Annotated in this window: 24 protein-coding genes; 8 read left to right on the top strand and 16 right to left on the bottom strand. The window is 61.6% G+C overall.

Annotation, left to right across the window (positions count from 1 at the left end; translation table 11 throughout):
* Nucleotides 1–6: 6 nt before the first annotated feature.
* From ALTER154_RS17615 to ALTER154_RS17570, 10 genes are all read right to left on the bottom strand, one after another.
* Complete coding sequence (locus ALTER154_RS17615) at nucleotides 7–729, bottom strand: ABC transporter substrate-binding protein (RefSeq protein ID WP_160088995.1); 723 nt, start codon at nucleotides 727–729, stop codon at nucleotides 7–9.
* 107 nt (nucleotides 730–836) lie between these two features.
* Nucleotides 837–1,178, bottom strand: a complete 342-nt coding sequence (locus ALTER154_RS17610; RefSeq protein ID WP_090255361.1) for a zinc ribbon domain-containing protein YjdM — start codon at nucleotides 1,176–1,178, stop codon at nucleotides 837–839.
* 50 nt (nucleotides 1,179–1,228) lie between these two features.
* Nucleotides 1,229–1,723 carry an LEA type 2 family protein gene (locus ALTER154_RS17605; protein ID WP_160088993.1) on the bottom strand — a complete coding sequence of 165 codons (495 nt, stop codon included), beginning with the start codon at nucleotides 1,721–1,723 and terminating at the stop codon, nucleotides 1,229–1,231.
* A 150-nt stretch (nucleotides 1,724–1,873) separates the two neighbouring features.
* The gene (locus tag ALTER154_RS17600) at nucleotides 1,874–2,668 is read right to left on the bottom strand and encodes an outer membrane protein OmpK (RefSeq protein WP_160088992.1); all 795 of its coding nucleotides are present in this window, start codon (nucleotides 2,666–2,668) and stop codon (nucleotides 1,874–1,876) included.
* Nucleotides 2,669–2,890: 222 nt separating this feature from the next.
* On the bottom strand, nucleotides 2,891–3,838 hold the full coding sequence (locus tag ALTER154_RS17595; RefSeq protein ID WP_160088990.1) for a MurR/RpiR family transcriptional regulator: 948 nt from the start codon (nucleotides 3,836–3,838) through the stop codon (nucleotides 2,891–2,893).
* 132 nt (nucleotides 3,839–3,970) lie between these two features.
* Nucleotides 3,971–4,738, bottom strand: coding sequence for an ABC transporter ATP-binding protein (locus tag ALTER154_RS17590; protein ID WP_160088988.1), 768 nt, complete (start codon nucleotides 4,736–4,738; stop codon nucleotides 3,971–3,973).
* A gap of 20 nt (nucleotides 4,739–4,758) precedes the next feature.
* Nucleotides 4,759–5,871, bottom strand: a complete 1,113-nt coding sequence (locus ALTER154_RS17585) for a succinylglutamate desuccinylase/aspartoacylase family protein (RefSeq protein WP_160088986.1) — start codon at nucleotides 5,869–5,871, stop codon at nucleotides 4,759–4,761.
* Nucleotides 5,872–5,879: 8 nt separating this feature from the next.
* Nucleotides 5,880–6,575 (bottom strand): ABC transporter permease, encoded by a 696-nt coding sequence (locus ALTER154_RS17580; RefSeq protein ID WP_160088984.1) that lies wholly within the window; start codon nucleotides 6,573–6,575, stop codon nucleotides 5,880–5,882.
* A 15-nt stretch (nucleotides 6,576–6,590) separates the two neighbouring features.
* Nucleotides 6,591–7,280, bottom strand: coding sequence for an ABC transporter permease (locus ALTER154_RS17575; RefSeq protein ID WP_160088982.1), 690 nt, complete (start codon nucleotides 7,278–7,280; stop codon nucleotides 6,591–6,593).
* A 92-nt stretch (nucleotides 7,281–7,372) separates the two neighbouring features.
* Complete coding sequence (locus ALTER154_RS17570; RefSeq protein WP_160088980.1) at nucleotides 7,373–8,149, bottom strand: ABC transporter substrate-binding protein; 777 nt, start codon at nucleotides 8,147–8,149, stop codon at nucleotides 7,373–7,375.
* 496 nt (nucleotides 8,150–8,645) lie between these two features.
* On the opposite strand from ALTER154_RS17570, the gene ALTER154_RS17565 reads away from it, so the two are divergent.
* From ALTER154_RS17565 to ALTER154_RS17545, 5 genes are all read left to right on the top strand, one after another.
* Nucleotides 8,646–10,415, top strand: a complete 1,770-nt coding sequence (locus ALTER154_RS17565; RefSeq protein WP_160088978.1) for a cyanophycinase — start codon at nucleotides 8,646–8,648, stop codon at nucleotides 10,413–10,415.
* Between the two features lie 67 nt (nucleotides 10,416–10,482).
* Nucleotides 10,483–10,806, top strand: coding sequence for a hypothetical protein (locus tag ALTER154_RS17560; protein WP_160088976.1), 324 nt, complete (start codon nucleotides 10,483–10,485; stop codon nucleotides 10,804–10,806).
* Nucleotides 10,807–10,885: 79 nt separating this feature from the next.
* Nucleotides 10,886–12,169, top strand: a complete 1,284-nt coding sequence (locus ALTER154_RS17555; protein ID WP_160088974.1) for an OprD family porin — start codon at nucleotides 10,886–10,888, stop codon at nucleotides 12,167–12,169.
* A 169-nt stretch (nucleotides 12,170–12,338) separates the two neighbouring features.
* Nucleotides 12,339–13,103, top strand: a complete 765-nt coding sequence (locus ALTER154_RS17550; protein WP_160088972.1) for a transporter substrate-binding domain-containing protein — start codon at nucleotides 12,339–12,341, stop codon at nucleotides 13,101–13,103.
* A gap of 138 nt (nucleotides 13,104–13,241) precedes the next feature.
* The gene (locus ALTER154_RS17545; RefSeq protein ID WP_178126348.1) at nucleotides 13,242–14,471 is read left to right on the top strand and encodes a cyanophycinase; all 1,230 of its coding nucleotides are present in this window, start codon (nucleotides 13,242–13,244) and stop codon (nucleotides 14,469–14,471) included.
* A 163-nt stretch (nucleotides 14,472–14,634) separates the two neighbouring features.
* Here ALTER154_RS17545 and ALTER154_RS17540 read toward each other — a convergent pair whose 3' ends face one another.
* The gene (locus ALTER154_RS17540) at nucleotides 14,635–14,922 is read right to left on the bottom strand and encodes a hypothetical protein (protein WP_160088968.1); all 288 of its coding nucleotides are present in this window, start codon (nucleotides 14,920–14,922) and stop codon (nucleotides 14,635–14,637) included.
* A gap of 547 nt (nucleotides 14,923–15,469) precedes the next feature.
* Here ALTER154_RS17540 and putA point away from each other — a divergent pair.
* Nucleotides 15,470–19,411, top strand: coding sequence for a trifunctional transcriptional regulator/proline dehydrogenase/L-glutamate gamma-semialdehyde dehydrogenase (gene putA / locus ALTER154_RS17535; RefSeq protein ID WP_160088966.1), 3,942 nt, complete (start codon nucleotides 15,470–15,472; stop codon nucleotides 19,409–19,411).
* Between the two features lie 354 nt (nucleotides 19,412–19,765).
* Here the strand turns inward: putA and ALTER154_RS17530 are convergent, their stop codons facing one another.
* From ALTER154_RS17530 to ALTER154_RS17510, 5 genes are all read right to left on the bottom strand, one after another.
* Nucleotides 19,766–20,383, bottom strand: a complete 618-nt coding sequence (locus ALTER154_RS17530; RefSeq protein ID WP_160088964.1) for a DUF4157 domain-containing protein — start codon at nucleotides 20,381–20,383, stop codon at nucleotides 19,766–19,768.
* 136 nt (nucleotides 20,384–20,519) lie between these two features.
* Entirely contained in the window at nucleotides 20,520–21,287 is a 768-nt protein-coding gene (gene phnE, locus ALTER154_RS17525; RefSeq protein WP_160088962.1) for a phosphonate ABC transporter, permease protein PhnE, read from the bottom strand.
* Nucleotides 21,284–22,111 (bottom strand): ABC transporter permease, encoded by an 828-nt coding sequence (locus tag ALTER154_RS17520; RefSeq protein WP_160088960.1) that lies wholly within the window; start codon nucleotides 22,109–22,111, stop codon nucleotides 21,284–21,286. The genes phnE and ALTER154_RS17520 overlap by 4 nt, the downstream gene beginning before the upstream one ends.
* On the bottom strand, nucleotides 22,105–22,902 hold the full coding sequence (locus ALTER154_RS17515; protein ID WP_160088958.1) for a phosphonate ABC transporter ATP-binding protein: 798 nt from the start codon (nucleotides 22,900–22,902) through the stop codon (nucleotides 22,105–22,107). The genes ALTER154_RS17520 and ALTER154_RS17515 overlap by 7 nt, the downstream gene beginning before the upstream one ends.
* The gene (locus ALTER154_RS17510; RefSeq protein WP_160088956.1) at nucleotides 22,899–23,750 is read right to left on the bottom strand and encodes a putative selenate ABC transporter substrate-binding protein; all 852 of its coding nucleotides are present in this window, start codon (nucleotides 23,748–23,750) and stop codon (nucleotides 22,899–22,901) included. The genes ALTER154_RS17515 and ALTER154_RS17510 overlap by 4 nt, the downstream gene beginning before the upstream one ends.
* A gap of 238 nt (nucleotides 23,751–23,988) precedes the next feature.
* Here ALTER154_RS17510 and selD point away from each other — a divergent pair, with 238 nt between their 5' ends.
* On the top strand, nucleotides 23,989–25,023 hold the full coding sequence (gene selD / locus ALTER154_RS17505) for a selenide, water dikinase SelD (RefSeq protein ID WP_160088954.1): 1,035 nt from the start codon (nucleotides 23,989–23,991) through the stop codon (nucleotides 25,021–25,023).
* On the top strand, nucleotides 25,023–26,123 hold the full coding sequence (gene mnmH, locus ALTER154_RS17500) for a tRNA 2-selenouridine(34) synthase MnmH (RefSeq protein ID WP_160088952.1): 1,101 nt from the start codon (nucleotides 25,023–25,025) through the stop codon (nucleotides 26,121–26,123). The genes selD and mnmH overlap by 1 nt, the downstream gene beginning before the upstream one ends.
* The last annotated feature ends 7 nt before the right edge of the window (nucleotides 26,124–26,130 follow it).

Below are 26,130 nucleotides of genomic sequence, written 5' to 3'. Positions count from 1 at the left end.
CGCGGCTTAATGCCAGCGCGAGTAAATGGTTTCCAAGGTGCCAGCCTGTCTTAAGCGCTCTAGCGCTGCCGAGAACTGTTTGGCACGGGCGCTATCGCCTTTGGCGAAGGCCACATAACGCGGCATTTCCACCAGGGGTTTGGGCAGAATGCGTACGCTCTGTTCTGCGCGCTGCTCGCGAACGAAATACATCAGTTGCACACGATCACCGACGATCAAATCAATGCGCCCTGCTAGCAGCATCGACACCAGCTGCCGTGGGTTCTGCGCACTGGTATCGCGTGACAGTTCGGCTTTGTCGAAATCCGATTGGTAGGCATACCCCCGTACCTGGCCAATGGTGAAGAGTGACAGATCGTCCAGTTTGTCCCAGTCGTTAAGGGTGGTTTTACGCGAGGTCATAAACACCGTTGAACCGGTACGGATCGGCCCGGCCAGCTCGTATTGCTGCATCCGTTCGGGGGTCCCAGCGAACTGAAAGGCCATGGCCACTTCACTGCGATCGATCATGCGCTTGACCCGCTCCCAGGGGTACAGGCGCAAGCTGTAGGGGATTTTGGCCTCTTGCATCACCGCCTCCACCAACTCCACATCCAGTCCGCGCGGCTGGTCATCCTCAATGGTGACAAAGCTATAGGGTGCAAACTGCTCATCGCCCACCACCTTCCAGGGTTCGGCTTGCACAGCCCAGGGCAGTAATAGCGTCAAGCACAGCGCAACAATACGCATGAGGTCCTCCAGGCGGGCGCCTCGAACGAGCGAATAGCTCTGCATTGATGCTAGCTAATGAAAAAAGCCCCGGCAGCTGACCGGGGCTTTTTTTGCTGCAAGTTGACTCAGACTTTGCGCACGAACTCGGATTTCAGCTTCATCGCGCCGATGCCGTCGATCTTGCAGTCGATGTCGTGGTCACCGTCGCACAGGCGGATACCTTTGACCTTGGTACCGACCTTGACCACCAGGGATGAGCCTTTGACTTTCAGGTCTTTGATCACGGTGATCGTGTCGCCGTCCTGCAGCACATTACCCACTGAGTCCTTGATCACCTTGGCGTCATCTGCCGCGTCGCTCGCGCCAGTGGCCGACCATTCGTGGGCGCACTCCGGGCATACCAGCTGGGCGCCGTCTTCGTAGGTGTATTCGGAGTTGCATTTAGGGCAGGGCGGCAACGTGCTCACGGCGGGTCCTTGATAGGTCGATAGGAAAAGGCCGCATATTGTATAGGGTTTTATGGTTTCGCGCCGGGTGCTGGCGGTTGTGGCCAGTTAAGCGTGCCACGGTCATTAAAACGCCAGGTGCCAAACAGGCCGTTGGCCAACTTGCCACGCAATTCATAGGGCAGCCCCTGGCCGTCCTGATAGCCGGCCATGCCCCAGGCCTGGCGCAGTGCGGCGTAGGCGGAAAGGCTGACCGGAATACGCAGGATGCTTTCACCGTAACGGGGTACTTGCCCGCGTTGGTCACTGACGCCACTGAGCAGCGGTTGCTGGTTGACCTGCAGCTCAAGGTCCACGCCGTCGAAATCGATGGCCTGGCCATTGGGGTTCTGTACCCGCAGTTTGATTGCGAAGCGTGCTTCCAGGCCTTCACCGGGCAGCGGCTCGATACCGACCAGTTCGATGCGCAAAGGGTCGCGCGTGGCCAGGGTGCTGCACGCAGCCAGGGTGAGCAGCAGGCTGACAAACAGGGCGCGGACGAATGTGCGGTGAAGGGCGTTGGGCATGCTAGGTTTCCACTGCTGAGTAATCACAGAGTAGAAGACCCCGAGAGCGCGGCGATTACGCCGCAGCAGGGCAAATTAGCGCGAGAAGGGTTGTTGCAGGAGATGCCCGCCAGCCTTAATCACAGGTACTGGCGGGTTTGCTACTGAGTATCAGAAGTGCGCTTTTACCAACAGGCTGGCGGTGTTCTGATCGGTCGCGCCGACAAAGTTGTCGCTGACAAAACCGCTGTCTTCGATACCGTACTTGTCTTTCCAGTAGTCGTATTCGATACCGACATACAGCTGCTTCTCGCCCCAGTTCATGGCCTTACCCAGGTCGTACTTGATCTGTGGGTTGAAGTGCAGGTTTGCGTGGTAGCTCTTGTCGTTGTCGACCACCCAATCCATAAAGCCGTCGATCACGATGTCGGATTTACCCACCGGGATGGTGTAGCTCCACACCGGAGTGATCTGCCAGACGTTATCGCCGTCGCGCTTGCCATCGGTCGTGCGGTTGTAGAAGTTCAGCGAGAAGTAGTCAAAGCCGGGGATAGCCAGGTCAAAGCCTGGGCCGATCAGGTAGGACTCGACATCGTCTTCACCGAATTCATAGGTAGTGGCCAGCAGCACATCCTTGATCGGGCCGAATTCCAGCTTGCTGTTGAACAGCTTGCCGAACGACAGGCGCGGTGAGAACTCGCCGTAGAAGGTGTGGCCGTCGCCTGCGCCATTGGTGGCGTCGGTGTTGTACTTGATGGTGTCGACGAAGAAGAACAGGTCGCCGATAGCCCAGCCACTGGCGTGTTCAAAGGTCACGGTCTGCTGGATTTCCGGGTCAATCTTGTAATCCTGGCCATACAGGTAGGTCAGGCTGTTGTTCTGCCAATGCAGCAGGTCACCCGCGACGGCCTGGCCGCCCGCCAGAAGCCCGCCTGCCATGACCAGAGAGGAAAGTGTGCGGTTCATCAAGTGGTGCTCCCCAAAGTGCTGAATTATCGTTTTAAACCTGTCTGAGTGGTCAGGCTGTCGGAGCTTGAGCAAGAACAAGGCCAAGTCCTGAAATCGTTCACGGCGCCGCCAGATGGCGCGCGTCGGGCGCGCACTCTAGTGGTTTTTGGGGGGATGTAAATACGTTGCGTGCACTGATAACTGACCTGCCGGACAGTTTTAGCCTTAACTTGGTGCGCGCTAACTCTGTCGCGGCGTGGTGCTGGCGCGTCGTTTGATGGGCTTGCGTACAGGCTTATCGCTGCTCGGCACATGCAGATAGGACATCACGCTTTCGGTCAGCTCCGCGGCCAGCTGCACGGCTTCCTTGTTGCGCGCCATGACGCCGGCGACCAGGCCTTCAATCAGCGCCAGCACCGAGGTGTTGGAGCTGATCAGCACCGGATGATCGGCAGGGGCAAACAGCGCGTGTTTGGCGATGGTGGTCAGCGGCGAGGCGGGCGAGTCGGTGATCGCGAGAACGGTCGCGCCGCGTTCGCTGGCAAAGCGCGACAGCTGCAGCGTATCGAGGGAATAGCGCGGCAGGGAGATCGACAGCAGCACGTCATGTTCGGTGATGGCCGCCAGGCGATACGCGGCGTTTTCGTTACCGCCCTCCATGCTCACGGCTGTGGCATCGGCGCAGAACGGCACCAGGTTGGCGGCTGCCAGACCGGCCATATAGGCACTGTTGCCGAAGCCGAGGATGTAGATCTTGCGTGCCTGGATCAGGCAGCTGACAAAGGCTTCGAAGGTGTCCGCGCTGTTATTGGCCCCAGCGGTGGCCAGGTTGCTGCTGGCGATCTGCACCTGCTCGTGCAGGCCGAAGGCGCCGTCCGGACGATGCGCCAGTTCGTTGCGCAGCTTGTCTACCGGCGACACCATCTGCTGCAGGGTGCTGACCAGTTCGGCTTTCAGCCCGGTATAGCCGCCCAAATCAATGGCTTTGGCCAGGCGGTTGACGGCGGCCGCCGAGGTGGCTGTTTCCACCGCCATTTCCTCGATGGTCAGGGTCGCGGCTTTCAACGGGTGGCGCAGGATAAAGTCGGCCACCTTGCGCAGCGAGGGCTGCAGGTGCGGGGCGATTTCCGCCAGTTTGCGCATCACCGGGGCGGCGTAGACGGTTACGTTCTTGGCAGAAGTCGGCATGGATGGGCTTTCAGCACGTTGAAGGGTTGGGCGTGCACGCCGGGTCGGGGCGGGCCTGGGTCGTTGCGGCTGAAGTGTATCCGAAGCCGACCGCGGCTGTGGCATTGCGCACGGTCGGCCTGTAGGCGCCATCTATTTAAGGCTACCCGCGAGAAACTGCTGCAAACGCTCAGACTTGGGCTGGGCCAGCACTTCGCGCGGACAGCCGCTTTCTTCGACGCGGCCCTGATGAAGGAACAGCAATTGGTTGGACACCTCGCGGGCAAACCCCATTTCGTGGGTGACCACCACCATGGTGCGGCCTTCCTCGGCCAGGTCGCGCATGACCTTGAGTACTTCGCCGACCAGCTCCGGGTCCAGTGCCGAGGTTGGCTCATCAAATAGCATTACCTCGGGCTCCATCGCCAGGGCGCGGGCGATGGCCACGCGCTGCTGCTCGCCGCCGCTCATGTGCGCCGGGTAGGCATCTTTGCGGTGGGCGACGCCGACTTTCGCCAGGTAGTGTTCGGCTTTCTCGCGCGCTTCTTTCTTGTTCATGCCCAGCACGTGCACCGGTGCTTCCATCACGTTGTCCAGGGCACTCATGTGCGACCACAGGTTGAAGTGCTGAAAGACCATGGCCAGGCGTGAGCGCATGCGTTGCAGCTGCTTGCTATCGCTGGCTTTAAGCGCTCCTGTGACGCGGTTTGGTTGCAGCTTCAGTTCTTCGTTATTGAGCAGGATGCGCCCGCTGTGCGGTTGTTCCAGCAGGTTGATGCAGCGCAGGAAGGTGCTTTTTCCCGAGCCGCTGGAACCGATGATGCTGGTGACATCGCCGGCTTTGGCGGTCAGGGATACGCCCTTGAGCACCTCATGGGTGCCATAGCGTTTGTGCAGGTTGTCGATTTGCAAGGTGTACATGGCAGCGGATTCTCTTGTTGTTAGTCGGTAAGCAGGCGGCCGTGGCGAATCGGCTGCATGCCTGCGACCTTGGCCAACCATAGGCCGGGCTGGGCAAAGCGCAGGCGTTCGCGGGCGTAGAGGATTCCTGAGGTGGTGGCATGCACCACGGAGTGCTGATCGCTGAGCGGGTCGATCACTTCGAATAACGGGTCGCCGACCTTTACCCGCGCGCCCAGCGGTTGCAGAAAACTCACCACGCCGGGGTGCGGCGCATAGGCGTACTGCGCGCCGGCAAAGGGCGTGGCTTCGCAACAGGTGAAAGGTGCGGCGGTCCAGTCGCCGCTGATCAGGCCTTGGTCGGCGAGAAAGCCGAGAATGTCATCGGCACTGTGTTGCGCCTGAATCCGGTCGGTATCAGCCATACCACGCAGTTCAATGGTGGTGGCCACACAGGCCAGCGGAATATTGGCGTGCGGATAGCGTTCGGCCAGGCGCAGCCAGGGTACGGCGCAGGCTTCATCGAAGGAGTTGCCGCCGCTGTCTTCAGCCAGCAACACTGCGCCGGCACGGAGGCGCGCGGCCAGGGGCTGCAGGTTTGGCCAGTGCTGCGGCAAGGCGTAGAGCAACATAATCGACTCGAAATCACAGTGCAGATCGAGCACTACATCGGCGTCGCAGGCCTGTTGCAGCAGCAAGCGGCGCAGTCCGTCCAGCTCCGACTTGGCCGGCGGCAGTGCGCAAATGGCGTCGCGCATCAGGCGGCGAATCAACCTTACGTTGGCTTGCCCGTCGTTGCCCAGTTGGCCTTCCAGCTGCGGCGCGATCAGCTCGGTCAGGGCGGGAAAGTCGCGGTTGAAGTTCTGCCCGCTGGCCAGGTCGAAGCGGCCTTGATGGGTGGCCTGAAACATCTGCCCCAGGCCAATCGGGTTGGCTACCGGCACCAGTTCGATTACGCCGTTGAGGCGGCCCTGCTGTTCCAGTTCGAGTAGCCGCTGTTTGAGCTCCACCGCCACGCGCATGCCGGGTAGTTCATCGGCATGCAGGGCGGCCTGTATATAGGCCTTACGCGGGCCGCTGCCAAAACGAAATACCGAGAGCCGGCGTTCGGTGCCCGCGGTGCTCCAGGGCAGCAGGTGCTGAATATGTTCCATGGTTTTCCTTAATGCTTGCGCGGGGCCAGGTGGGCCAGCCAGCGGCCTTCGGCCAGCTTGAACAGGCGCACCAAGATGAAAGTCAGCACCAGGTAGAACAGTCCGGCGGTGATAAAGGCCTCGAATGGCATGTAGTAGCGCGAACTGACGGTGCGCGCCGCGCCGGTGATATCGATCAGGGTGACGATCGAGGCCAGCGACGTGGTGTGCAGCATCATGATCACTTCATTGCTGTACTGCGGCAGCGCCCGGCGCAAAGCCGACGGCAGCAGGATGCGGCGGTACAGGGTGAAGCGCGACATACCCACGGCTCTGGCGGCTTCGATCTCGCCATGGGGCGTGGCCTTAAGGCTGCCCGCCAGGATCTCCGCCGAGTAGGCGCTGGTGTTGATGGCAAACGCCAGGCAGGCGCAGAAGGTGGCGCTGGAGAAATACGGCCACAGCATGCTCTCCCGTACCGCCTCGAACTGCGCCAGGCCGTAATAAATGAGGAACAGCTGCACCAGCATTGGCGTGCCGCGGATGACATAGGTGTAGAGCCAGGCCGGGCCGTTAAGCCAGGGCGCGCGTGAAACGCGCAGCAGCGCTAATGGGATGGCCAGCGCCAGACCCAGCGCGAGGGCGATAAACAGCAGTTTGAAGGTCACCAGTACGCCGCTGCCGTAGAGCGGCAGGCTGTCTGCAATCAGTTGGAAATCGAGCACGGTAGAAGGTCTCGCTTAGAGTTCAGCCAGGCGGGCGCCCACGGAATAGCGTTTTTCCAGTAAGCGCAGGGCCACTAGGGACACGGTGGTGAGCAACAGGTACAGCGCGGCAACCGCGAGGAAAAAGGTGAAGGGTTCGCGGGTGGCGTCGGCGGCGTTCTTGGCTTTGAACATCATGTCCTGCAGGCCCACCACGGAAATCAGCGCGGTGGCCTTGGTCAGCACCAGCCAGTTGTTGGTAAAGCCGGGAATGGCGAAGCGAATCATCTGCGGCACCAGAATCCGCCAGAACACCTGCATGCTACTCATGCCGTAGGCCGCACCGGCTTCGGCCTGACCTTTGGCGATGGCCATAAAGGCACCGCGAAAGGTTTCCGAGAGGTAAGCACCGAAGATAAAGCCCATGGTGCAGACCCCGGCGATAAACGGGTTGATGTCGATGTACTGATCGTGGCCGAGCAGCGGAGCCACGCGGTTTACCAGATCCTGCCCGCCGTAGAAAATCAGCAGAATCAGCACCAGATCAGGGATGCCGCGAATAACCGTGGTGTAGCCTTCGCCTAGCAGTGCCAGCCATTTCAGCGGTGACAGGCGAAACGCTGCACCAACCAGGCCCAGGGCAATTGCCAAGGTCATGGAAGTCAGGGCCAGACTGAGGGTCAGCCAAGCGCCCTCGAGAATGGTCGAGCCGTAGCCGTGGAGCATGATGGGGTTCCTCACGCAGAGGCCGAGTGGCCTGCGCTACAACGAGAAAAAGGTGCCTCGCAGTGGAGGCACCCATGAGGCATTAGCAGTACTTATTTGCCGTAGATATCGAACTCGAAGTACTTGGCCTGCACGTCTTGGTACGTGCCGTTGGCGCGGATCGCGTCGATGGCAGCGCTGATGCGTGCGGCGTTTTCGCTGTCGCCTTTGCGTACCGCGATGCCGGCACCGTTACCGAAGTATTTCGGGTCATTGAAGTCCGGGCCGACCAGGGCGAAACCCTTGCCGGCTGGGGTTTTGATAAAGCCTTCATCGATGTTGATGATGTCCGCCAGGGTGGCGTCCAGGCGACCGGAAGCCAGGTCGAGGAAGGCTTCGTTCTGCGAGGCGTAGCGCACCACTTCAATGCCGGCGGCTTCGAACTGGTCCGAGGCAAAGCGATCGTAGGTGGAGGCGCGCTGCACACCGACTTTCTTGCCTTTGAGGTCGACCAGCGGGTCCTTGATTTCGCTACCGGCCTTCATCGCCAGCTTGCCGGGGGTGTGGTAGTACTTTTTGCTGAAATCCACCGACTTCAGGCGGTCTTCGGTGATCGACATGGACGACAACACGGCGTCGACCTTGCGTACTTTCAGCGACGGAATCAGGCCGTCGAATTCCTGCTCGACCCACTCACATTTCACCTTCATTTCCGCGCACAGGGCGTTGCCGATGTCGTAGTCGAAACCGCTGATCTTGCCGTCAGGGGTTTTGAAGGCGAAGGGTGGATAGGCCGCCTCGATACCGATGCGCAGGCTGTCCTGGCTGGCGACGCTGAATGTGCTGACGGCGCTGAGCGCCAGAGCGCCGAGAAGTACGATCTTGTTCATCTTATTGACTCCTTGAAGGGGCGAGTTGGGTGTCTGAGCGCAGGTCCAATGGCCCTGTGCTCAGTGGGTATTGCCTCGCCAATTGGCGAGATTTTCAGCAATGGCCTTGTGGGCTTGCATGCTGTTGGGCCGGGTAAGGTGTGCCCGATCCTGGGACGGTGTCGGCATATTGATGACATGTTTATTTTCATAAATCTACAAATTAGAAATATTTATATCATTTTGATGCTCCTGAATTTCGCGGCTAAACCGCTCTATTGCGCTTGTTATAAGCCGAAAGCAGATTTTTTCAGGCGACGAAAGGTGTGCGAAGGTCGCTGCAAGGTGCTTGAAGATGATTTCTTGCTGGTATATAAAATTTCACAAAGCGAGATTGTGAAAATTTAAATTCACAGCCGAAAAGCCAGGACTGGCGCGGTGTTTTACCTGCTGCAGGGAGGCGCTGACGGGACCGGAACACCGGCTCGCACGAGTTCTCATAACAAGAGCAATAAGAATGAAAAAGCAGCTGAACCAACGCGTGGCGGCGGCCGCCCTGATCCTTTCCTGTGCAAGCTCTGCAGCCTTGGCGGAAGGTCATTTATTGGCCGTCGGCGGCATGCTGCGCGCGAGCAACTCGCCGGTGTACGCCAAGTTCATCGAACTGGCCGGTGGCCAGAAAGAGGCGCGCATCGTGATCATGCCAACCGCCAGCGGTAGCCAGGGTTCGAGCAAGCGCTTTATGAGCGAGTTGGTGGCCCTCGGCATCCCGGCCGAACGCATCAGCATCGTCGGCATCGACAAGAGCAACTACCAAACAACCATGAACGATGCTGCCGTGGTCAAGCCACTGGGCGAGGCCAGCGCAGTGTGGTTTGTCGGTGGCGATCAGGCGCGTATCGCCCGCGCGCTGTTCAATGCAGATGGCAGCCCGTCACTGCTGATGCAGGAAGTGCGTAAGGTGTATGACAAAGGCGGCGTGGTCGCCGGTACCAGCGCGGGTGCCAGCATCCTCGGCGCGCAGATGCCCACCGCTTATGGCGTGGTCATGGATACCCTGGACTTCGGCGTGGCCAGCAAGGCCGATCAGCGCGGCGCGGCGGTGCTGAAAGGTTCGGGCCTGTTCAGCGCCGGCATCATCGATCAGCACCTCGACCAGATCGAGGAAACCAGCACCGGCCGTGCTGCGCGCATGGCGGCTTATCTCGCCGAGCAAAAGTCCACACGCGGCTTCGGCCTGGATACCAACACTGCGATGTGGGTAAATCCCGAGGGCCAGGTGCAGGTGCTGGGCGAGGGCTACCTGACCGTGATGGATGCCAGCCAGGCCGAGAAAACATTCGGCGTGTACGGCACCCAGTTGAGCAACGTACGCCTGGCCATGCTCGGCAACGGCGACCGTTATGACCTGGCCAGCGGCAAGGTGCAGCCCGCCGAAGGCAAAGCCGCCATCGAGGCCGGCAACGAATACCTGATGGGCAACCAGCTGATCACCGACCTGTCGGCTGTTTCGGCAATTGGCCGGGCGGTGCTCTACGGCCTGGCGGACAACACCGCGACGCGTCAGGTCGGTCTGATGACCCGCTACAACCCGCTCAACGGCTACCACTACGGTTACCGTTTCGAGTTCAGCAAAACCGCTGACTTCAGCGCCCACAGCCAGTTCTACGATTCGCTGACCAACTACAGCGTGGGCGGTGTGCGCCTGGATATTCGTCCAGTCAATGCCAACCTCGGCGACCCGGCTACCAGCGCACCTAAAGATGCCGGCAACGGCGCTGTGGGCGATGCGATTCGCGCCGTGAGCTTCCGCGGCCTGATGACCCTCAATGGGCAGAACGCCTTCGAGCCGCAACGGCCGATCAGTCGTCTGGAGTTGGCCAACGCCCTGCAGATGACCCTGGCTGCTGAGCCCAAGCTGGATGCGCTGCCCACGCTCACAGATATCGGTGCGGATGATCCGATGCGCGATCAGCTCAACACCGTGCTTTCCAACGGTTGGATGACCAGCGCTGATACTTTTGCCGGTAACCAGCCGGTCACCCGCAAGGAGTGGGCGCTGGCCTGCAAGGCACTGGTGGAGCGCTATCAGGGCATCAGCCTGGCGAAAACCGCTGCGCTGACCGACCTCGCTGGCGTCGATAAAGCCTATGCCGACTCTGCCAGCCTGACGGTGGGCGAGGGCTGGTTGCAGGCCGAGAAGGGTCGCTTCAACCCGGATGCCCCGGTGACCCGAGCCGAAGTGGCGCAGGCCCTGGCCAAGGTCAGTGGCTTGCTCAAGCTCTGAGCTAAACCGCCAAGCGCCGCGCTTAGTCGCGGCGCCCCAATCACCGATGAAGAGTGCGAGTCCCTGTATGCAAATCAGCAGGTTGGAATCGTTCGCCCTGGAAAAGCTGCTGCAGCCGCAGAGCAATCACGCCTTAGTCACCGCACAGCCAGCGTTGCGGGTGCTGGAGCGGGTGCAAACCACGGCCGGCTTCTACTCGATTATCCAGCTGCCGGCGAGCTTGCAGGCGCTCCAGAACAGCACCGAGCTGGAGTGGCCATTCAAGCTCAAACGATTGAAAGCCAAAGGCTACTTCGTCTGCTGGGCCGAGTCGGAGACGACCCTGTGCCTGGAGGCGGTGATCAGCAAGGGCGTGTGTCCGCCCGAATTGTCGCTGGAGCAGTTTGCCTAGCGGCAGTGCTGGAAGGAATGCGTCGCTGCCCGGCGACGGATGTTCGAGATGTTCAATAAAAAAACCAATGGAGTAAGCCATGAACGTTGTAAAACTGAGCCTGATCGCCCTGGCAGTTGCCGCGGCCAGCTCGCAACTGGCAGTCGCCGGTGAGCAGCAAGAATCCAAGGGCTTTATTGCCGATAGCACGCTGAACCTGCTCAATCGTAACTTCTGGATGCAGCGGGATTACCGCAACTCCACCCGTAATACACGCGATGAGTGGGCTCACGGCATCCAGGCGCATTACGTGTCCGGCTTTACCCAGGGCACCGTCGGCTTCGGTGTCGATGCCCATAGTTATGGCGGCATCAAACTCGATGGCGGGCGTGGCAGCGTGGGCAACGGCATCCTGCCGGTGGACGGCGAAGGCCGTATCGAAGACAACACCGGCGAGCTGGGCGGCGCGGTCAAGCTGCGGGTTTCCTCCACCGTGTTGAAGTTCGGCGAGCAGCGTCCCACTGCACCGGTTTTCGCCACCGGCGACTCGCGCCTGCTGCCGGAAACCGCAACCGGTTTCCAGCTGTCGAGCAGTGAGTTCGATGCACTCTCCCTCGAAGCGGGCCATTTCACTGCAATCAATCGCCGCAACTCGAGCAACTCCGATGGCGAGCTGACCAGCGAATACGCGGAAGTCGAAGCGCGCAGCGTCGATTTCGTCGGTGGTACCTACAACTTCACTGACAACCTCAGTGTGGCGCTCTACGGCAGCGAAGCCGAAGACGTCTGGCGTCAGTATTTCGCCAACGTCTATTACACCATCCCGCTGGCTGACGATCAGTCGCTGAACTTCGACCTGGTGGCCTACAAGACCGATGACCAGGGTGATGCCCTGGCCGGTGAGCTGGATACCCTGACGTACTCGCTGAAAGCCGCCTACAGTTTCGGCGCGCACAAGCTCAGCCTGGCGTACCAGAAGGTCAATGGCGACGAGTTCTTCGACTACATCGGTGGCGACTCGATCTGGCTGGCCAACTCCGTGCAGTACTCCGACTTCAACGCCCCCAACGAGCGTTCCGTGCAGGTGCGTTACGACCTGAACATGGCGACCTTCGGCGTACCGGGCCTGAGCTTTATGGCGCGTTACATCAAGGGTGATGACATCAACGGCACCAAGGCTGATCCGAATGGTGCCTTCGCCGGTTGGGCGGGCGATGACGAGAAGCATTGGGAGCGCGACCTGGAAGCCAAGTACGTGGTGCAGTCCGGTGCCGCCAAGGACCTGTCCCTGCGCGTGCGTCAGGCCACCCATCGCTCCACCGCTTTTGACAGCGACCTCGACGAAGTACGCCTGATCGTCGAGTACCCGTTGAGCATTCTGTAAGGCAGTCGCCGGCCGCTCATGCTGGTGAAGCGGCCGGTTGGTTATTCAAGGTCAGCTCCCATTGCTCCTTTGGCCTTAAGGCGCCCTGTGCGGCGCCTCTTTTCTTGGCTTGGAGCCTGGCCTCTGACCCCAGGCTGTCGCTCTGACAGCGCTTGCAAGGGGTACCGAAATGCTACGAGCAACCTTATTTATGTTGGGCTTGATGCTGCTAAACAGCGTTCAGGCGCAGCCCCTGCGTATCGCCATGGAAGGGCAGTTTCCGCCCTTTGAGGAAGTCGATGCGAACGGACAATTACGCGGCTTCAACGTCGATATCGCCCACGCCCTGTGCCAGGTCATGGCGGCGGATTGTCAGCTGGTCAGGTTTGCCTGGGACGATTTGATTCCGGCACTCAATGAGCAGCGTGCGGACCTGATTCTGGCGTCCATGTCGATCACTGCGCAGCGCGCCGAGCGGGTCGATTTCACCGCCAAATATGCGCAAACACCGGCGTTCTTCTTCGCCCGCAAGGGGCTGGTCAATCAGGTGATCATCACCCCAAGGCGTATAGCCGGCAAACGCCTGGGTGTGCAGCGCGACACCACCTATGACCGCTTCCTCACTGACAAATACCAGCAGCACACCGAGGTGCTGCGCTTTGATTCCGCCGAGGGCATGTACCAGGCGCTCGGCGCAGGACGCGTCGACTTGGTGCTGGATGACGCCGTGTCCGGCTATTTCGGTTTCCTCGACACGGATCAGGGGCAGGGCTTCGAGCAGGTCGGCAACAAGGTGGTCGCCCCCAAACACTTTGGCAAAGGCCAGGGCATCGCCGTGCGCAAGGGTGATCACGTATTGCGTGAGCGGCTGGACCGAGCCCTCAGCGTGATTCTCAGTAACGGCGTCTACAAGCGCATCGAGAAGCAGTACTTCAAACAATTCACGGTGTATTAGCCGAAGGAGTCAGCCACCCAGAAAGCCACGCGGCGTTATCTGCAGCAGTTCCCGTTTTACAACACCCACAACAAGCGTGCGCCGAGCGCACATCGGAGAACTCGAACCATGATCAGATCATTTATACGGAGCAGCGCGTTGCTGCTCGCTCTTTTACCCGTTACCGGCTACAGCGCCGGCCCGCTGATATTGGTTGGCGGCGGCCTTAAAGATGACAACACGGCGATCTATCAGCGCCTGATTCAACTGGCTGGCGGCAATGGCCAGGCGCGGATCGGCGTTATTACCGCTGCGTCGATCCCGGAAAGTGACGACCCCGATGCCGGTACGGCCGACGCCGCCAACTCCAAAGCCAATGGCGAGTTCTATGCCCAGCTGCTGGAGACTTATGGTGCGGCTGATGCGCAGTGGATCCCCATCGACCTGGATCAGATCAGCAATAACAGCAATCCGCAGGTGGTCGCGCAGATCAACAGCATGACCGGCTTCTTTTTCGGCGGCGGTGACCAGTCGCGCCTGACCCAGACCCTGCAAACCGCCACCCGTGCCGACAGCCCGGCCTTGGCGGCGATTCGTGCGCGGCACAACGCTGGTGCGGTATTAGCGGGTACCAGCGCCGGCACTGCAATCATGGTGCAGGGGCCGATGGTCACCGGTGGTGAAAGCTACGATGGCCTGCGCTATGGCGTTTACACCACCCCGAGCGGCGATGACCTGGCGTACGACATGCAGGGCGGTTTCGGCTTCTTCAACTACGGCTTGCTCGATACCCACTTCAGCGAGCGTGGCCGTCAGGGCCGTATCGTGCGCCTGGCGGATCACACCCAGGTGCCGTTTGCCTTCGGCGTCGATGAAAACACCGCGTTGCTGGTGCAGAACAACGCCACCCTGGGCCAGGTTGAAATGGAAGTCATTGGTGAAAACGGCGTGTTTATCTTCGATCTGCGCAACAAGGAGCGTGGCACGGGCAGCAGTTACGCCTTGTATGACGTGCTGGGCAGCTACCTGACGGCGGGTGATCGCTATCGCCCGGTAACAGGCCAGTTTGTCATCGCCAGTGGCAAGACCAGCCTGCGCGGCCGCGAGCGCTACAGCTCGGCGATGACCGTGACCACCGATATCTTCAGCAGCCCGAACAACAGTGGCGCGAATGGCCGGCGCAAACCGCGCGAGTTCGTCAAAGTCAGCGCCGATCTGTTCGACAGCCGCGTGACCAGCACCCTGGGGCGTACCTACGAGACCAACCCGCGCTTTCGCGTCGATCTGTTCAAAAGCACGCAGTTCGACAGCCACGGTTATCAAGGCACCGTTGGCGGCAAGAACATGCTGTCCTACCTGCGTTTGCTGATGGATTTCCGTCCTAACTAAGCGAGCTGAGGCTATCCGCATTTATCGGCGACGGCAGCAGAGCGAAGCCACTTTCTGTACGGAGGTGGCTTTGCTATTTCAGTCTTATGGGCAAGGTGGCCAGCTGTACTGGAGGGTGGTCTTGTTTAAGAAGGGGGTGTCCGCTGGTTGCATGGCGCGTGAGTCAGCGCTCGTCTTCGGTTGTTTCCAGGCTCTGTAACACCACCTGTTCCAGTGCGTTGCTGGGCTCTGGCTGGGTGCCGGCCAGTTGGCCGAGCAGTTGCCATTGCTGATCCAGCTCGCTGTTGATCGCCAGCATGCGCTCGATCATCTTGTGTGCCGTGGCGTTCACGGCGTTGTCCTGGGTATTGAGCAGTTCAAATGACATCGCGGTGATGGCGGCTGTCAGGTGGGTGAGGGTGCGTGTGGACAGGCTGAGTAGCTCAGTCAATTGCGCTTCCTTGGCAGTCATGGTCATCTCCTTATGAATCCCCTTCTGAGCTTAACGCGACATTGTGTTGCCCGGCTATCCGCGCCATCGCGTTGATTCACTCGTCCTGCTTCTGTGCTGTTGGCTTCGTGCGCAGGTGGGCGGTTGCGCTGAGTGCCGGTGCACTCCGTCGGCCATTGCACGAATTTTGACCCGTTGTGCTTTGCTCTAGTGAGCGGGGGTAAATGTCGTAGTGCAACCTTGTTGGTGTTTGGGTTGTACCTGTCGTCGGAAGCTCGATGCTTTTTTTAAGCGAGCGTTTTCCTCAAGGTGTTGGCAATTTTTGCAAAAGCCTTACGGGCGCTGGGTTTTAGCCTGAAATGAGTGTGCCTGTGCCCTGTGTTGAGCGGCAAAAAGTTGCGATTTTGTTTGGTTGCACCTAGTTGCACCCTGAGCCTTGTGAGGTTTAATCTCTCGCCAGATTTTTTGCGCCTCACCTTCTATGGCAGCCACCCTGGTTGGTTGCGGAGGTAGCGCAAATTGCTTTCGGCGATTTTTTGCCGTGCTTCAGCCCATACAGGACAAACCAATGGCCACTACCACCCTTGGCGTAAAGCTCGATGATGCAACCCGTGATCGCCTCAAGCAGGCTGCGCAGTCGATTGACCGCACGCCGCATTGGTTGATCAAGCAGGCGATCTTCAATTACCTGGAGCAGATTGAGGGTGGTCTGACCCCGGCCGAGCATTCTGGTCTGGCCGCTGTGGCGGGCGACGAAGTGGTGGAAAACCTGACTGAGCAAGGTTTGCAGGTGTTCCTCGATTTCGCCGAAAGCATCCTGCCGCAGTCGGTGCTGCGTGCCGCCATTACCGGCGCTTATCGCCGTCCGGAAACCGAAGCGGTACCAATGCTGCTGGAGCAGGCGCGTTTGTCCAAGGACATGGCCGAGGCGAGCAACAAGCTGGCCATGGGCATTGCCGAGAAGCTGCGCAACCAGAAGAACGCCGGCGGCCGCCAGGGCCTGGTGCAGGGCTTGCTGCAGGAATTCTCGCTGTCCTCGCAGGAAGGTGTGGCGCTGATGTGCCTGGCCGAAGCGCTGCTGCGTATTCCGGACAAGGCCACCCGTGACGCGCTGATCCGCGACAAGATCAGCAACGGCAACTGGAGCCAGCACCTGGGCAACAGCCCATCGATGTTCGTCAACGCCGCCAGCTGGGGCCTGTTGATCACCGGCAAACTGGTGGCCACGCATAATGAAGCCGGCCTGGTGACTTCGCTCAACCGCATTATCGGCAAGGGCGGCGAGCCGCTGATCCGCAAGGGCGTGGATATGTCCATGCGCCTGATGGGCGAGCAGTTTGTGACCGGCGAAACCATCGCCGAAGCCCTGGCCAACGCCACCAATATGGAAAGCAAGGGCTTCCGTTATTCCTACGACATGCTCGGTGAAGCCGCGCTGACCGATGAAGACGCCAAACGCTACCTGGCGTCCTACGAGCAGGCCATCCATGCCATCGGCAAGGCCTCTCACGGCCGTGGCATCTACGAAGGCCCTGGCATTTCAATCAAGCTCTCCGCCCTGCACCCACGTTACAGCCGCGCCCAGTACGACCGCGTGATGGATGAGCTGTACCCAATCCTGCTGGGCTTGACCAGGCTGGCCAAGCAGTACGACATCGGCCTGAACATCGATGCCGAAGAAGCCGACCGCCTGGAGATCTCCCTCGATCTGCTCGAGCGCCTGTGCTTCGATCCGGCCCTGACCGGCTGGAACGGTATCGGCTTCGTTATCCAGGCTTACCAGAAGCGCTGCCCGTATGTGATCGACTACGTCATCGACCTGGCCAAGCGCAGCCGTCACCGCCTGATGATCCGCCTGGTCAAAGGCGCCTACTGGGACAGCGAGATCAAGCGCGCCCAGGTCGAAGGCCTGGAAGGCTACCCGGTGTACACCCGCAAGCCTTACACCGATATTTCCTACATCGCCTGTGCGCGCAAGCTGCTGGCTGTGCCGGAAGCCATCTACCCGCAGTTCGCCACCCACAACGCCCACTCGCTGTCGGCCATTTATCAACTGGCCGGGCAGAACTACTACCCTGGCCAGTACGAGTTCCAGTGCCTGCACGGCATGGGTGAACCGCTGTACGAGCAGGTGGTGGGCAAGGTTGCCGATGGCAAGCTGAACCGTCCGTGCCGTATCTACGCCCCAGTGGGCAGCCATGAAACCCTGTTGGCTTACCTGGTGCGCCGCCTGCTGGAAAACGGCGCGAACACCTCATTCGTCAACCGCATCGCCGACCACAGCATTTCGATCAAGGAACTGGTGCTCGACCCCGTGCAGCAGGTCGAGCAGATGGCTACGCAGGAAGGCGGCCTTGGCCTGCCACACCCACGCATTGCCCTGCCGCGTGCGCTTTATGGCGACGCCCGCTTGAACTCCGAAGGCATCGACCTGGCTAACGAACACCGCCTCGGTTCGCTGTCCTCGGCGCTGCTGAGCAGCACCAATAACGCTTACAAGGCCATGCCGCTGCTTGGTTGCGAAGCGCCTGAGCTGAGCGAAGCGCAGCCGGTACGCAACCCGGCGGACCACCGCGACATCGTTGGCCATGTGCATGAAGCCAGCGAGCAGGATGTTCGCAACGCCGTGCTCTGCGCCGTGTCCAGCGGGCAGATCTGGCAATCGACTCTGCCGGCCGAACGTGCCGCCGTGCTTGATCGCGCCGCCGACCAGATGGAAGCGGAAATGCAGCAGCTGATGGGCTTGCTGGTGCGTGAATCCGGCAAGACCTTCGCCAACGCCATCGCCGAAGTGCGCGAGGCGGTGGACTTCCTGCGCTACTACGCGGCGCAGGCACGCAATCACTTCAGCAATGACAGCCACCGCCCGCTGGGCCCGGTGGTGTGCATCAGCCCGTGGAACTTCCCACTGGCGATTTTCAGCGGTCAGGTCGCCGCCGCTCTGGCTGCCGGTAACACCGTGCTGGCCAAGCCGGCCGAACAAACGCCGCTGATCGCTGCGCAGGCTGTGCGCATTCTGCTGGATGCCGGTGTACCGAGCGGCGCCGTGCAACTGCTGCCGGGCCGTGGCGAAACCGTCGGCGCTGGCCTGATCGGCAACGAGCGAGTGCGTGGCGTGATGTTTACCGGTTCCACCGAAGTGGCCGGGATCATTCAGCGCAACCTCGCCGGTCGCCTGGATGCCCAGGGCCGCACCATTCCGCTGATCGCCGAAACCGGCGGCCTCAACAGCATGATCGTCGACTCATCGGCGTTGACCGAGCAGGTGGTGGTCGACGTGGTGGCCTCGGCCTTCGACAGCGCCGGCCAGCGTTGCTCGGCTCTGCGCGTGCTGTGTGTGCAGGAAGACGTGGCGGATCGGGTGATCAACATGCTCAAGGGTGCCATGGCTGAATACAGCCTGGGTAACCCAGAGCGTCTGAGCACCGATATCGGCCCGGTCATCGACGCGGAAGCCAAGGATAATATCGACCAGCACATCGAGAAGATGCGCGAGAAGGGCCGCAAGGTGTTCCAGAGCGCCCGCGCCGTGGGTGAAGACATCAAGCGCGGCACCTTTGTGCTGCCGACGCTGATCGAGCTGGACAGCTTCGACGAGATGCAGCGCGAGATCTTCGGCCCGGTGCTGCACGTGGTGCGCTACCAGCGTGCTGAACTGGGCAAGCTGTTGCAGCAGATCAACGACAGCGGCTACGGCCTGACCCTCGGCGTGCACACGCGCATCGACGAAACCATCGCCCAGGTGGTCAACACCGCCAAGGTCGGCAACCTGTATGTGAACCGCAACATGGTTGGCGCTGTAGTCGGCGTGCAGCCGTTCGGCGGCGAAGGCCTGTCCGGTACTGGCCCGAAAGCCGGTGGCCCGCTGTATATGTACCGCCTGCTGGCGACTCGTCCGCAGGACGCAGTGGCCAAGCAGCTTCAGCAGGAAAATGGCGAAATCCAGCGTCCGGCGGAGCAGGCCAAAGTGATTCAGGCGCTGCAAGACTGGGCGGCCAAGCATGAGCCGAGCCTGAGCGCACTAAGCGCGCAGTATGTCGAGCTGGCGCAGAGCGGCACCGTGCAGATGCTCAACGGCCCAACCGGTGAGCGCAACAGCTACAGCCTGTTGCCACGTGAGCATGTGCTGTGTCTGGCGGATGAGCGCAGTGACCTGCTGGTGCAACTGGCGGCTGCTCTGGCCGTGGGTTGCCAGGTGCTGTGGCAGGAAAGCGAGCTGACCCGCGAGCTTTTTGCTGCACTGCCTAAGGCCGTGCAGCAACGCATCAGCGTGCTTAGCCAGTGGAGCGAAAGTGACACTACGTTCGACGCCATCATTCATCACGGTGACTCCGATCAGCTGCGCGAAGTCTGCCAACTGGCGGCCCAGCGTCCTGGCGCGATTATCGGTGTGCATGGTCTGCACAAAGGCGAGACCGATATCCCGCTGGAGCGTCTGCTGATTGAACATGCGTTGAGCATCAACACCGCAGCAGCGGGCGGCAACGCCAGTTTGATGACCATCGGTTAAACGGTTTTACGAGCATCCCACCCTGACCGGTTCGCCGGCCGGGGTGGTTGGCAACACCGGCTTACCGCCACCTCCAGGCACCTTGCCCAGGTGTCTGATGCTGCACTGCAGCGCCCGTCGTACATCCGGCAACGGAGGGTTACCCACCCGGTACGATGCGTTTCTTCCCCTCTGGCATTTCGATGCGCTGCGCTCGCCTACCCGGCGGCGCAGGAACGGAGCTACCCGCTCCGTTCCACATCGGCCACCTGCGCGTATCCCTTAGGCAGCCATTGGCTGATTGCTTGGCCATGGCCAGTGTGCGGCTTTATTGTGCGCGTGGCTGTCCGATGCTGAATCGTTCTTAGAGCACTGCTAGCGCTGTTTGGTGTTGCTAATCAGCTGATTGCGCAGGGCGCGTTCGACCTCAATCTGCAGCTTGTAAGCAGGCGCTTCGATGGCGTTGTGGTCGCGGGTGTAGCGCCGGGCGAATTCGCGAACGCCCCATTGCTGGTATTGCTGCACATGCAGCAGTTCATGGGCCCAGAGCGCGACATTGTCCTGCGCGTCCGCGGCATTGCGGAAGACGATGATGTCGATCAGCGTCACCGCCTGCACATCAGGGTTCTGCAGCAGGGTATTGGCGGCGCTAAGGGTTTCGCTGTCACCCACCTTGTAGCGCGCCGCATCAAGTACACCGATGCCGTAGTAGGGCTCCAACTGGGCGCGGATATGCAGAGGAATCGGATGGGTGCCGCTGGCAGCCACCGTCTCGCGTGATTGCAGCAGCCATTGCTCCAAGCCCGAGGCGGCCATCTGGCTGACGTCCTCGTACAGCACCCCGATATCCGCCTGGCTGAACGGCGCACAGAAGCACACCACTGTGCAGACCTGCTGCTGCCCACTCGGGCAGGCCAGCACTGAGGCGGCCAGGCTGAGTCCGCCGAGCAGAGCCGTCAGGCGAAAGGTGCGACGTGAGAAAACAGAAGGCAAGGACAGCTCCCGAAACAATGATGACCGGCCCGTGCCGCCTGAGCGGTGCCGCGCCGGGTTGGACAGCGGTGACCAGCGTTGGTGCCGGGTAGGGTGGGTGAAACCCGCGTGGCGCGCACCGCCGGTTTCACCCGCCCTACGCCCTGACCCAGCGCTGCCGCGTCCAGCCGCTCAGCGCGTCGACGCCGAATACCAGCACCAGCATGGCAATGATCACCGTGCTGGCCTGCGCCTCCTGAAACAGGCTGAGGCTGACGTAGAGCATCTGCCCCAGGCCGCCGGCCCCGACGAAACCGAGCACACTGGCCATGCGGATATTGTTTTCCCAGCGGTATAGGCAGTAGGCCAACAGCTGTGGCCACAGGTTGGGCAGGGTGCCGTAGCAGAACGCCGCGACCTGGCTACCGCCCTGCAAACGAATTGCTTCGGCCGGTGCGGTCGGGGTGTTTTCCAGCGCTTCGGCAAACAGCCGGCCGAGCACGCCAGCAGTGTGCAGTGCCAGGGCCAGGGTGCCGGCATTTGGGCCAAGGCCTGCGGCCAGCACCATCAGCGCGGCCCAGACCAGTTCGGGAATCGCGCGCAGGGCATTCAGTAGCAAACGCGCGGCGCTCTGCAGTGGCCAGCCGAAGCGTCCGGCCGCCGGCAAGGCCAGCAACAGGCCAAATACTGCGGCGAGCAAGGTGCCGAGGGCCGACATGGCAAGGGTTTCCAGGGCGCCACGACTGATGGCCGACAGGTGTTCAGCGCTGAGGTCGGGGCTGAGAAAACGCTGCACATAGCCGGCCATCTGGCCCAGGCTGTCGCCGCTGATCAGTGCGCCCAGGTCGATGCCCAGATAAATGAATGAAGCGATTACCGCTGCGCCGATGCTGAGCAGCAGTAACAGGTTGATCAGCCGGCTCATGTCAGCCTCCTGCGCAGCACACGGCTGAGCTGGTCGGCCAGCAACACCAGCAGGAGGAAGGTCAGCAGCATGCTGGCCACTTCACCGCCGGCGAACATGCGCATCGACAGATCGATCTGCTGGCCCAGGCCGCCGGCGCCGACGAAGCCCATCACCACCGAAGCGCGAATCGCGCATTCCCAGCGGTACACCGTGTAGGAGGTCAGCTCTGCCGCGGCATTCGGCAGGGTGCCGTAGACAAAGGCCGCTAGTCGGCCGCTGCCGGCCTGCAGCAGGGCGTGGGCCGGGCGCTGGTCGACCGACTCGAAGATTTCCGCATAGACCTTGCCGAGCATGCCGCTGTAAGTGATGGCGATGGCCAGCACCCCGGCGGTGGGGCCGAGGCCGACCGCGCGGACGAACAGCAGGGCCCAGACAATTTCCGGCACGCTGCGCAGGAAGATCAGCAGGCCGCGTACCGGCCAGCGCAGCAACTGCGCCAACGGCTTCGGCCGACCACCACGGGAGGCCGCCGACAGCGATAGTGCGCGGCTGGCCAGCAGACTGGCTGGAATCGCCAATAGTAGCGCCAGGGCCATGCCTGCGGTGGCGATGGCCAGGGTTTGCAGGGTGGCGTCGAGCAGTAACTGCAAAAAGTCCGCGTCATGGGTCGGCGGCCAGAAGGCGGCGACAAAGCGGCTCATCTCGTTCTGGCTGTCGGCTTGCAGCAGCACACCCAGGTCCAGCTCGCTGAGCTGTATACCCGGCCACAGCAGTGCCAGCGCCAGCAGGGTGAGCAGCAGGCGGGGCAGGGCGGCAGGGTCGCGGGTGTCGCGGTTTAGCATCGCGGGATCTGCAGGCTCAAGGTCACGCTAGGCGCGGGCGGTGAGAGCAGTTGCTCATTGGCATACAGCGCGTCGAGCTGCGCCTGGTCGACTTCGCCAGCAGGGCGGTCGAAGAGGATCTGCCCGTCGCGCAGGCCGATAATCCGCGGGAAGTGCGCCAGGGCCAGTTCCACCGCATGCAGGCTGGCGACCAGGGTGACGCCATGCTGTTCGGCATGCCGACACAACACGTTCAGCGTGTGCTCGGCCAGCACCGGGTCCATGGCTGACACCGGCTCGTCGGCCAGCAGCAGTTCCGGCGCCTGGTACAGCACGCGGGCGATGCCGACGCGCTGCAACTGACCACCGGAAAGCTGCTGACACTGGGCGAACAGCTTGTCGGCCAGGTCCAGCTTGGCCAGCTCACGGCGAGCGCCGGGGATATCCAGCGGATGCAGCAGATTCAGCAGGCTTTTACCCAAACCCCACTGGCCAAGCTTGCCGGCCAGCACGGCGGTAACCACCCGCTGGCGCGCCGGCAAGGGTGGTGCCTGATGCACCAGGCCGATGCGTGCGCGCAGGCGTTGGCGTTGGCGGCTGGACAGTTGCCACGGCTGCTCACCGAGCACCTGAATTTCGCCGCCACTCGGTTGCAGGGCAGTGGCCAGCAGGTTGAGCATGCTCGACTTGCCGGCCCCTGAGGGACCGATGATGGCGACCTGCTCGCCAGCGGCGATATGCAAGTCCACGCAGCGCAGGGCGTGGACTCCGTTGCCGTGGCTGAGGCTGGCGCCGGCGAGGCGCAGGGTCATTTCAGCAGGTCAGCGGCGCGCGCAGCGTCCTCGATGCCCTTGTAGTTCTCAGGCGAGGTTTCGATAAAGCGGCTGGCGGCCTGCAGGTCGAGGATCGCCTTGTGCTCCGGGTTGGCCGGGTCGAGGGCGAGGAAGGCAGCTTTGATCTTCTCGGCCAGCGCCGGGTCGAGGGTGCCACGCACGGTCCAGTTGTAGTCGTAGTAAGTCGGGGTGGTGGCGAACACTTTGACCTTGTTGCTATCGACCTTGCCGCTGGCAACCAGCTTGTCCCACACGCTGGCGTTGAGCACGCCGCCGTCGACCTTGCCGGCCTGCACCCAGGCTGCGGTGGCGTCATGCGCACCGGAGTAGCCAACACGGCTGAAATGGCTTTCCGGCTTGATGCCGTCCTGCAGCATAAAGTAACGCGGCATCAGGCTGCCGGAGGTGGACGACACCGAACCGAAGGCAAAGGTCTTGCCCTTGAGGTCGGCCAGGGAGGTTACGTCCGGGTTAGCGGTGATGAACTTGCTGGTGAACTGCGCATCCTGCTCGCGCTGTACCAGCGGAATGGCGTTGCCGGTTTTCAGGCGCACTTGAACGAAGGTGAAACCGCCGAGCCAGGCTAGATCCAGGCGATCGGTGGCCAGAGCCTCGACCACGGCCGGGTAGTCGGCGACCGGGGTGAACTCGACCTTCATGCCCAGTTGCTGTTCCAGGTAGGCGCCCAGCGGTTTGAATTTGCGCAGCAGTTCGGTCGGCGCTTCGTCCGGAATGGCACTGACGCGGAGCACTTCGGCGGCTTGGGTCAGGCTGGCAGACAGGGAAAAGGCAAAGCCGGCGGCGAGCGCCAAGGTACGTTTGAGCATGAAGATTCTCCGGTTCAATAGCGGAAAAATTCGAAATGGCAGGCACAGCAGATGTGCGGGCCTGCGCGTAGTCAGGGTAGTCGACGTGGCGCGATTATAGGGGCCGCTGCGCTAAAGACCAGATTTGCCAGCCGCATGTCAGTACCGCTGGTTACTGGCCTAGCGGCTTGTCTTGCCTGCATTTTTCAACTGCCTGCTAGAATCCGCGCCTGTTTCCGATTTGCCGAGAGCCTGACCGATGAGCGAGCCGATCCGTTTGACCCAGTACAGCCACGGGGCCGGCTGCGGCTGCAAGATTTCGCCGAAAGTGCTGGAGGTGATCCTCGCCGGCAGCGGCGCGCAGAACCTCGACCCCAAGCTGTGGGTCGGCAATGCCTCGCGTGACGATGCGGCGGTGTATGCCCTGGACGACGAGCGCGGGGTGGTGTCGACCACCGACTTCTTTATGCCGATTGTCGATGATCCCTATGACTTCGGCCGCATCGCCGCCACCAATGCGATCAGCGACATCTACGCGATGGGTGGCGACCCGCTGATGGCCATCGCCATCCTCGGCTGGCCAGTCAATCTGCTGCCGCCGGAAGTGGCCCGCGAAGTGATTCGCGGCGGTCGCGCGGTGTGTGATGAGGCGGGCATTCCGTTGGCCGGCGGCCACTCGATCGACGCGCCGGAGCCGATCTTCGGCCTGGCCGTTACCGGCGTTGTGCTCAAGCGCCATATGAAGCGCAACGACACCGCCACGGCCGGTTGCCAGCTGTACCTCTCCAAGCCGCTGGGCATCGGCATCCTGACTACCGCCGAGAAAAAGGCCAAGCTGCGCGCCGAGGATGTTGGCCTGGCGCGCGACTGGATGTGCACCCTGAACAAGCCCGGTTCGCGCTTTGGCAAGCTGGCCGGGGTTGCTGCGATGACGGATGTGACCGGCTTCGGCCTGCTTGGCCACCTGGTGGAGATGGCCGATGGAGCCAAGCTCACCGCCCAGCTCGACTACGCCGCCGTGCCGCGTTTGCCGGGGGTCGACTACTACCTGGCCGAGGGCTGTGTGCCGGGCGGCACCCTGCGTAACTTCGACAGCTATGGCGAGAAGATTGCGCCCATCACCGACGAACAGCGTGATCTGCTGTGTGACCCGCAGACCAGTGGCGGTCTGTTGATCGCGGTGATGCCTGAAGGCGAAGCGGAGTTTCTCGCCGTGGCCGCCGAGCTGGGCCTGATTCTTTCGCCCATCGGCCGTCTGGTTGAACGACAGCGCTACGCGGTAGAGGTGCTGTGATGCGCGACAACAGCAGCAACTACCGCGACATCTTCCTCAATGATCTGCCGATGATGGACGCCCGCGCCCCGGTCGAGTTCAGCAAGGGCGCCTTCCCCGGCGTGCTCAACCTGCCGCTGATGGATGACAGCGAGCGTCAGCGTGTCGGCACCTGCTACAAGCAGCATGGCCAGGATGCAGCTATCGCGCTCGGCCACCAGCTGGTCAGCGGCCAGGTCAAGGCCGAGCGGGTCGCGGCCTGGGCGGCGTTTGCCAAGGCCAATCCGCACGGCTACTTGTACTGTTTTCGCGGTGGCCTGCGCTCGCAGATCACCCAGCAGTGGCTGGCGGAAGCCGGTATTGACTACCCACGGGTGATCGGCGGCTACAAGGCGATGCGTACCTTTTTGCTGGAAACCACCCAGCAAGCCGTGGCCGAGTGTGATTTCGTGATCCTCGGCGGGCTGACCGGCACCGGCAAAACCGACGTGCTGGTGCAGCTGAGCAACAGCTTGGACCTGGAAGGCCACGCCAACCACCGTGGCTCCAGCTTCGGCAAACGCGCCAGCGGCCAGCCGGCGCAGATCGACTTCGAAAACCGTTTGGCCATCGATCTGCTCAAGCAGCGTGCTCGTGGCACCGAGCAGTTTGTACTGGAAGACGAAGGGCGCATGGTTGGCAGCTGCACCGTGCCGCTGGCGCTATACCAGGGTATGCAGCAGTACCCGCTGGTGTGGCTGGAAGATGCCTTCGAGGACCGCGTGGAACGCATCCTGCGCGATTACGTGGTCAACCTGTGCTCCGAATTTATCGACCTGCACGGTGAGGAGGAAGGCTTTCGGCTCTATGCCGAGCGCCTGCTGCAAAGCCTGAGCAATATCCAGAAGCGCCTGGGCGGCGAACGCTACCAGCGTTTGCTGACCATCATGCAGATGGCGCTGGATGAACAGCGCAGTGGGGCGGTTGCGCTGCACCGTGACTGGATTGCCGGGTTGCTGCGCGAATACTACGACCCGATGTACGCCTACCAGCGCGAAAGCAAAGCGGCGCGCATCGAGTTTGCCGGTGACCAGGCGGCGGTCATTGCTTACCTGACTGAGCGCAAAGCAGGCCGACAATGAACGGCAT

Origin of the sequence: Pseudomonas sp. 9AZ, from assembly GCF_902506525.1 — a bacterium.
GTDB classification, from domain to species: domain Bacteria; phylum Pseudomonadota; class Gammaproteobacteria; order Pseudomonadales; family Pseudomonadaceae; genus Aquipseudomonas; species Aquipseudomonas peli.
Note: the sequence above shows the minus strand (reverse complement) of the source record. Positions and strands in the feature narration are given on the sequence as shown.

Excerpts from the sequence above, each read along its gene's own strand:
- mnmH (WP_160088952.1), top strand. The coding sequence starts at position 25,023 with ATGCGCGACAACAGCAGCAACTACCGCGACATCTTCCTCAATGATCTG.
- ALTER154_RS17565 (WP_160088978.1), top strand. The coding sequence starts at position 8,646 with ATGAAAAAGCAGCTGAACCAACGCGTGGCGGCGGCCGCCCTGATCCTT.
- ALTER154_RS17540 (WP_160088968.1), bottom strand. The coding sequence starts at position 14,922 with ATGACTGCCAAGGAAGCGCAATTGACTGAGCTACTCAGCCTGTCCACA.
- putA (WP_160088966.1), top strand. The coding sequence starts at position 15,470 with ATGGCCACTACCACCCTTGGCGTAAAGCTCGATGATGCAACCCGTGAT.
- ALTER154_RS17595 (WP_160088990.1), bottom strand. The coding sequence starts at position 3,838 with ATGCCGACTTCTGCCAAGAACGTAACCGTCTACGCCGCCCCGGTGATG.
- ALTER154_RS17555 (WP_160088974.1), top strand. The coding sequence starts at position 10,886 with ATGAACGTTGTAAAACTGAGCCTGATCGCCCTGGCAGTTGCCGCGGCC.
- selD (WP_160088954.1), top strand. The coding sequence starts at position 23,989 with ATGAGCGAGCCGATCCGTTTGACCCAGTACAGCCACGGGGCCGGCTGC.
- phnE (WP_160088962.1), bottom strand. The coding sequence starts at position 21,287 with ATGAGCCGGCTGATCAACCTGTTACTGCTGCTCAGCATCGGCGCAGCG.
- ALTER154_RS17560 (WP_160088976.1), top strand. The coding sequence starts at position 10,483 with ATGCAAATCAGCAGGTTGGAATCGTTCGCCCTGGAAAAGCTGCTGCAG.
- ALTER154_RS17615 (WP_160088995.1), bottom strand. The coding sequence starts at position 729 with ATGCGTATTGTTGCGCTGTGCTTGACGCTATTACTGCCCTGGGCTGTG.
- ALTER154_RS17575 (WP_160088982.1), bottom strand. The coding sequence starts at position 7,280 with ATGCTCCACGGCTACGGCTCGACCATTCTCGAGGGCGCTTGGCTGACC.
- ALTER154_RS17550 (WP_160088972.1), top strand. The coding sequence starts at position 12,339 with ATGCTACGAGCAACCTTATTTATGTTGGGCTTGATGCTGCTAAACAGC.
- ALTER154_RS17605 (WP_160088993.1), bottom strand. The coding sequence starts at position 1,723 with ATGCCCAACGCCCTTCACCGCACATTCGTCCGCGCCCTGTTTGTCAGC.
- ALTER154_RS17590 (WP_160088988.1), bottom strand. The coding sequence starts at position 4,738 with ATGTACACCTTGCAAATCGACAACCTGCACAAACGCTATGGCACCCAT.
- ALTER154_RS17600 (WP_160088992.1), bottom strand. The coding sequence starts at position 2,668 with ATGAACCGCACACTTTCCTCTCTGGTCATGGCAGGCGGGCTTCTGGCG.
- ALTER154_RS17570 (WP_160088980.1), bottom strand. The coding sequence starts at position 8,149 with ATGAACAAGATCGTACTTCTCGGCGCTCTGGCGCTCAGCGCCGTCAGC.
- ALTER154_RS17585 (WP_160088986.1), bottom strand. The coding sequence starts at position 5,871 with ATGGAACATATTCAGCACCTGCTGCCCTGGAGCACCGCGGGCACCGAA.
- ALTER154_RS17515 (WP_160088958.1), bottom strand. The coding sequence starts at position 22,902 with ATGACCCTGCGCCTCGCCGGCGCCAGCCTCAGCCACGGCAACGGAGTC.
- ALTER154_RS17510 (WP_160088956.1), bottom strand. The coding sequence starts at position 23,750 with ATGCTCAAACGTACCTTGGCGCTCGCCGCCGGCTTTGCCTTTTCCCTG.
- ALTER154_RS17520 (WP_160088960.1), bottom strand. The coding sequence starts at position 22,111 with ATGCTAAACCGCGACACCCGCGACCCTGCCGCCCTGCCCCGCCTGCTG.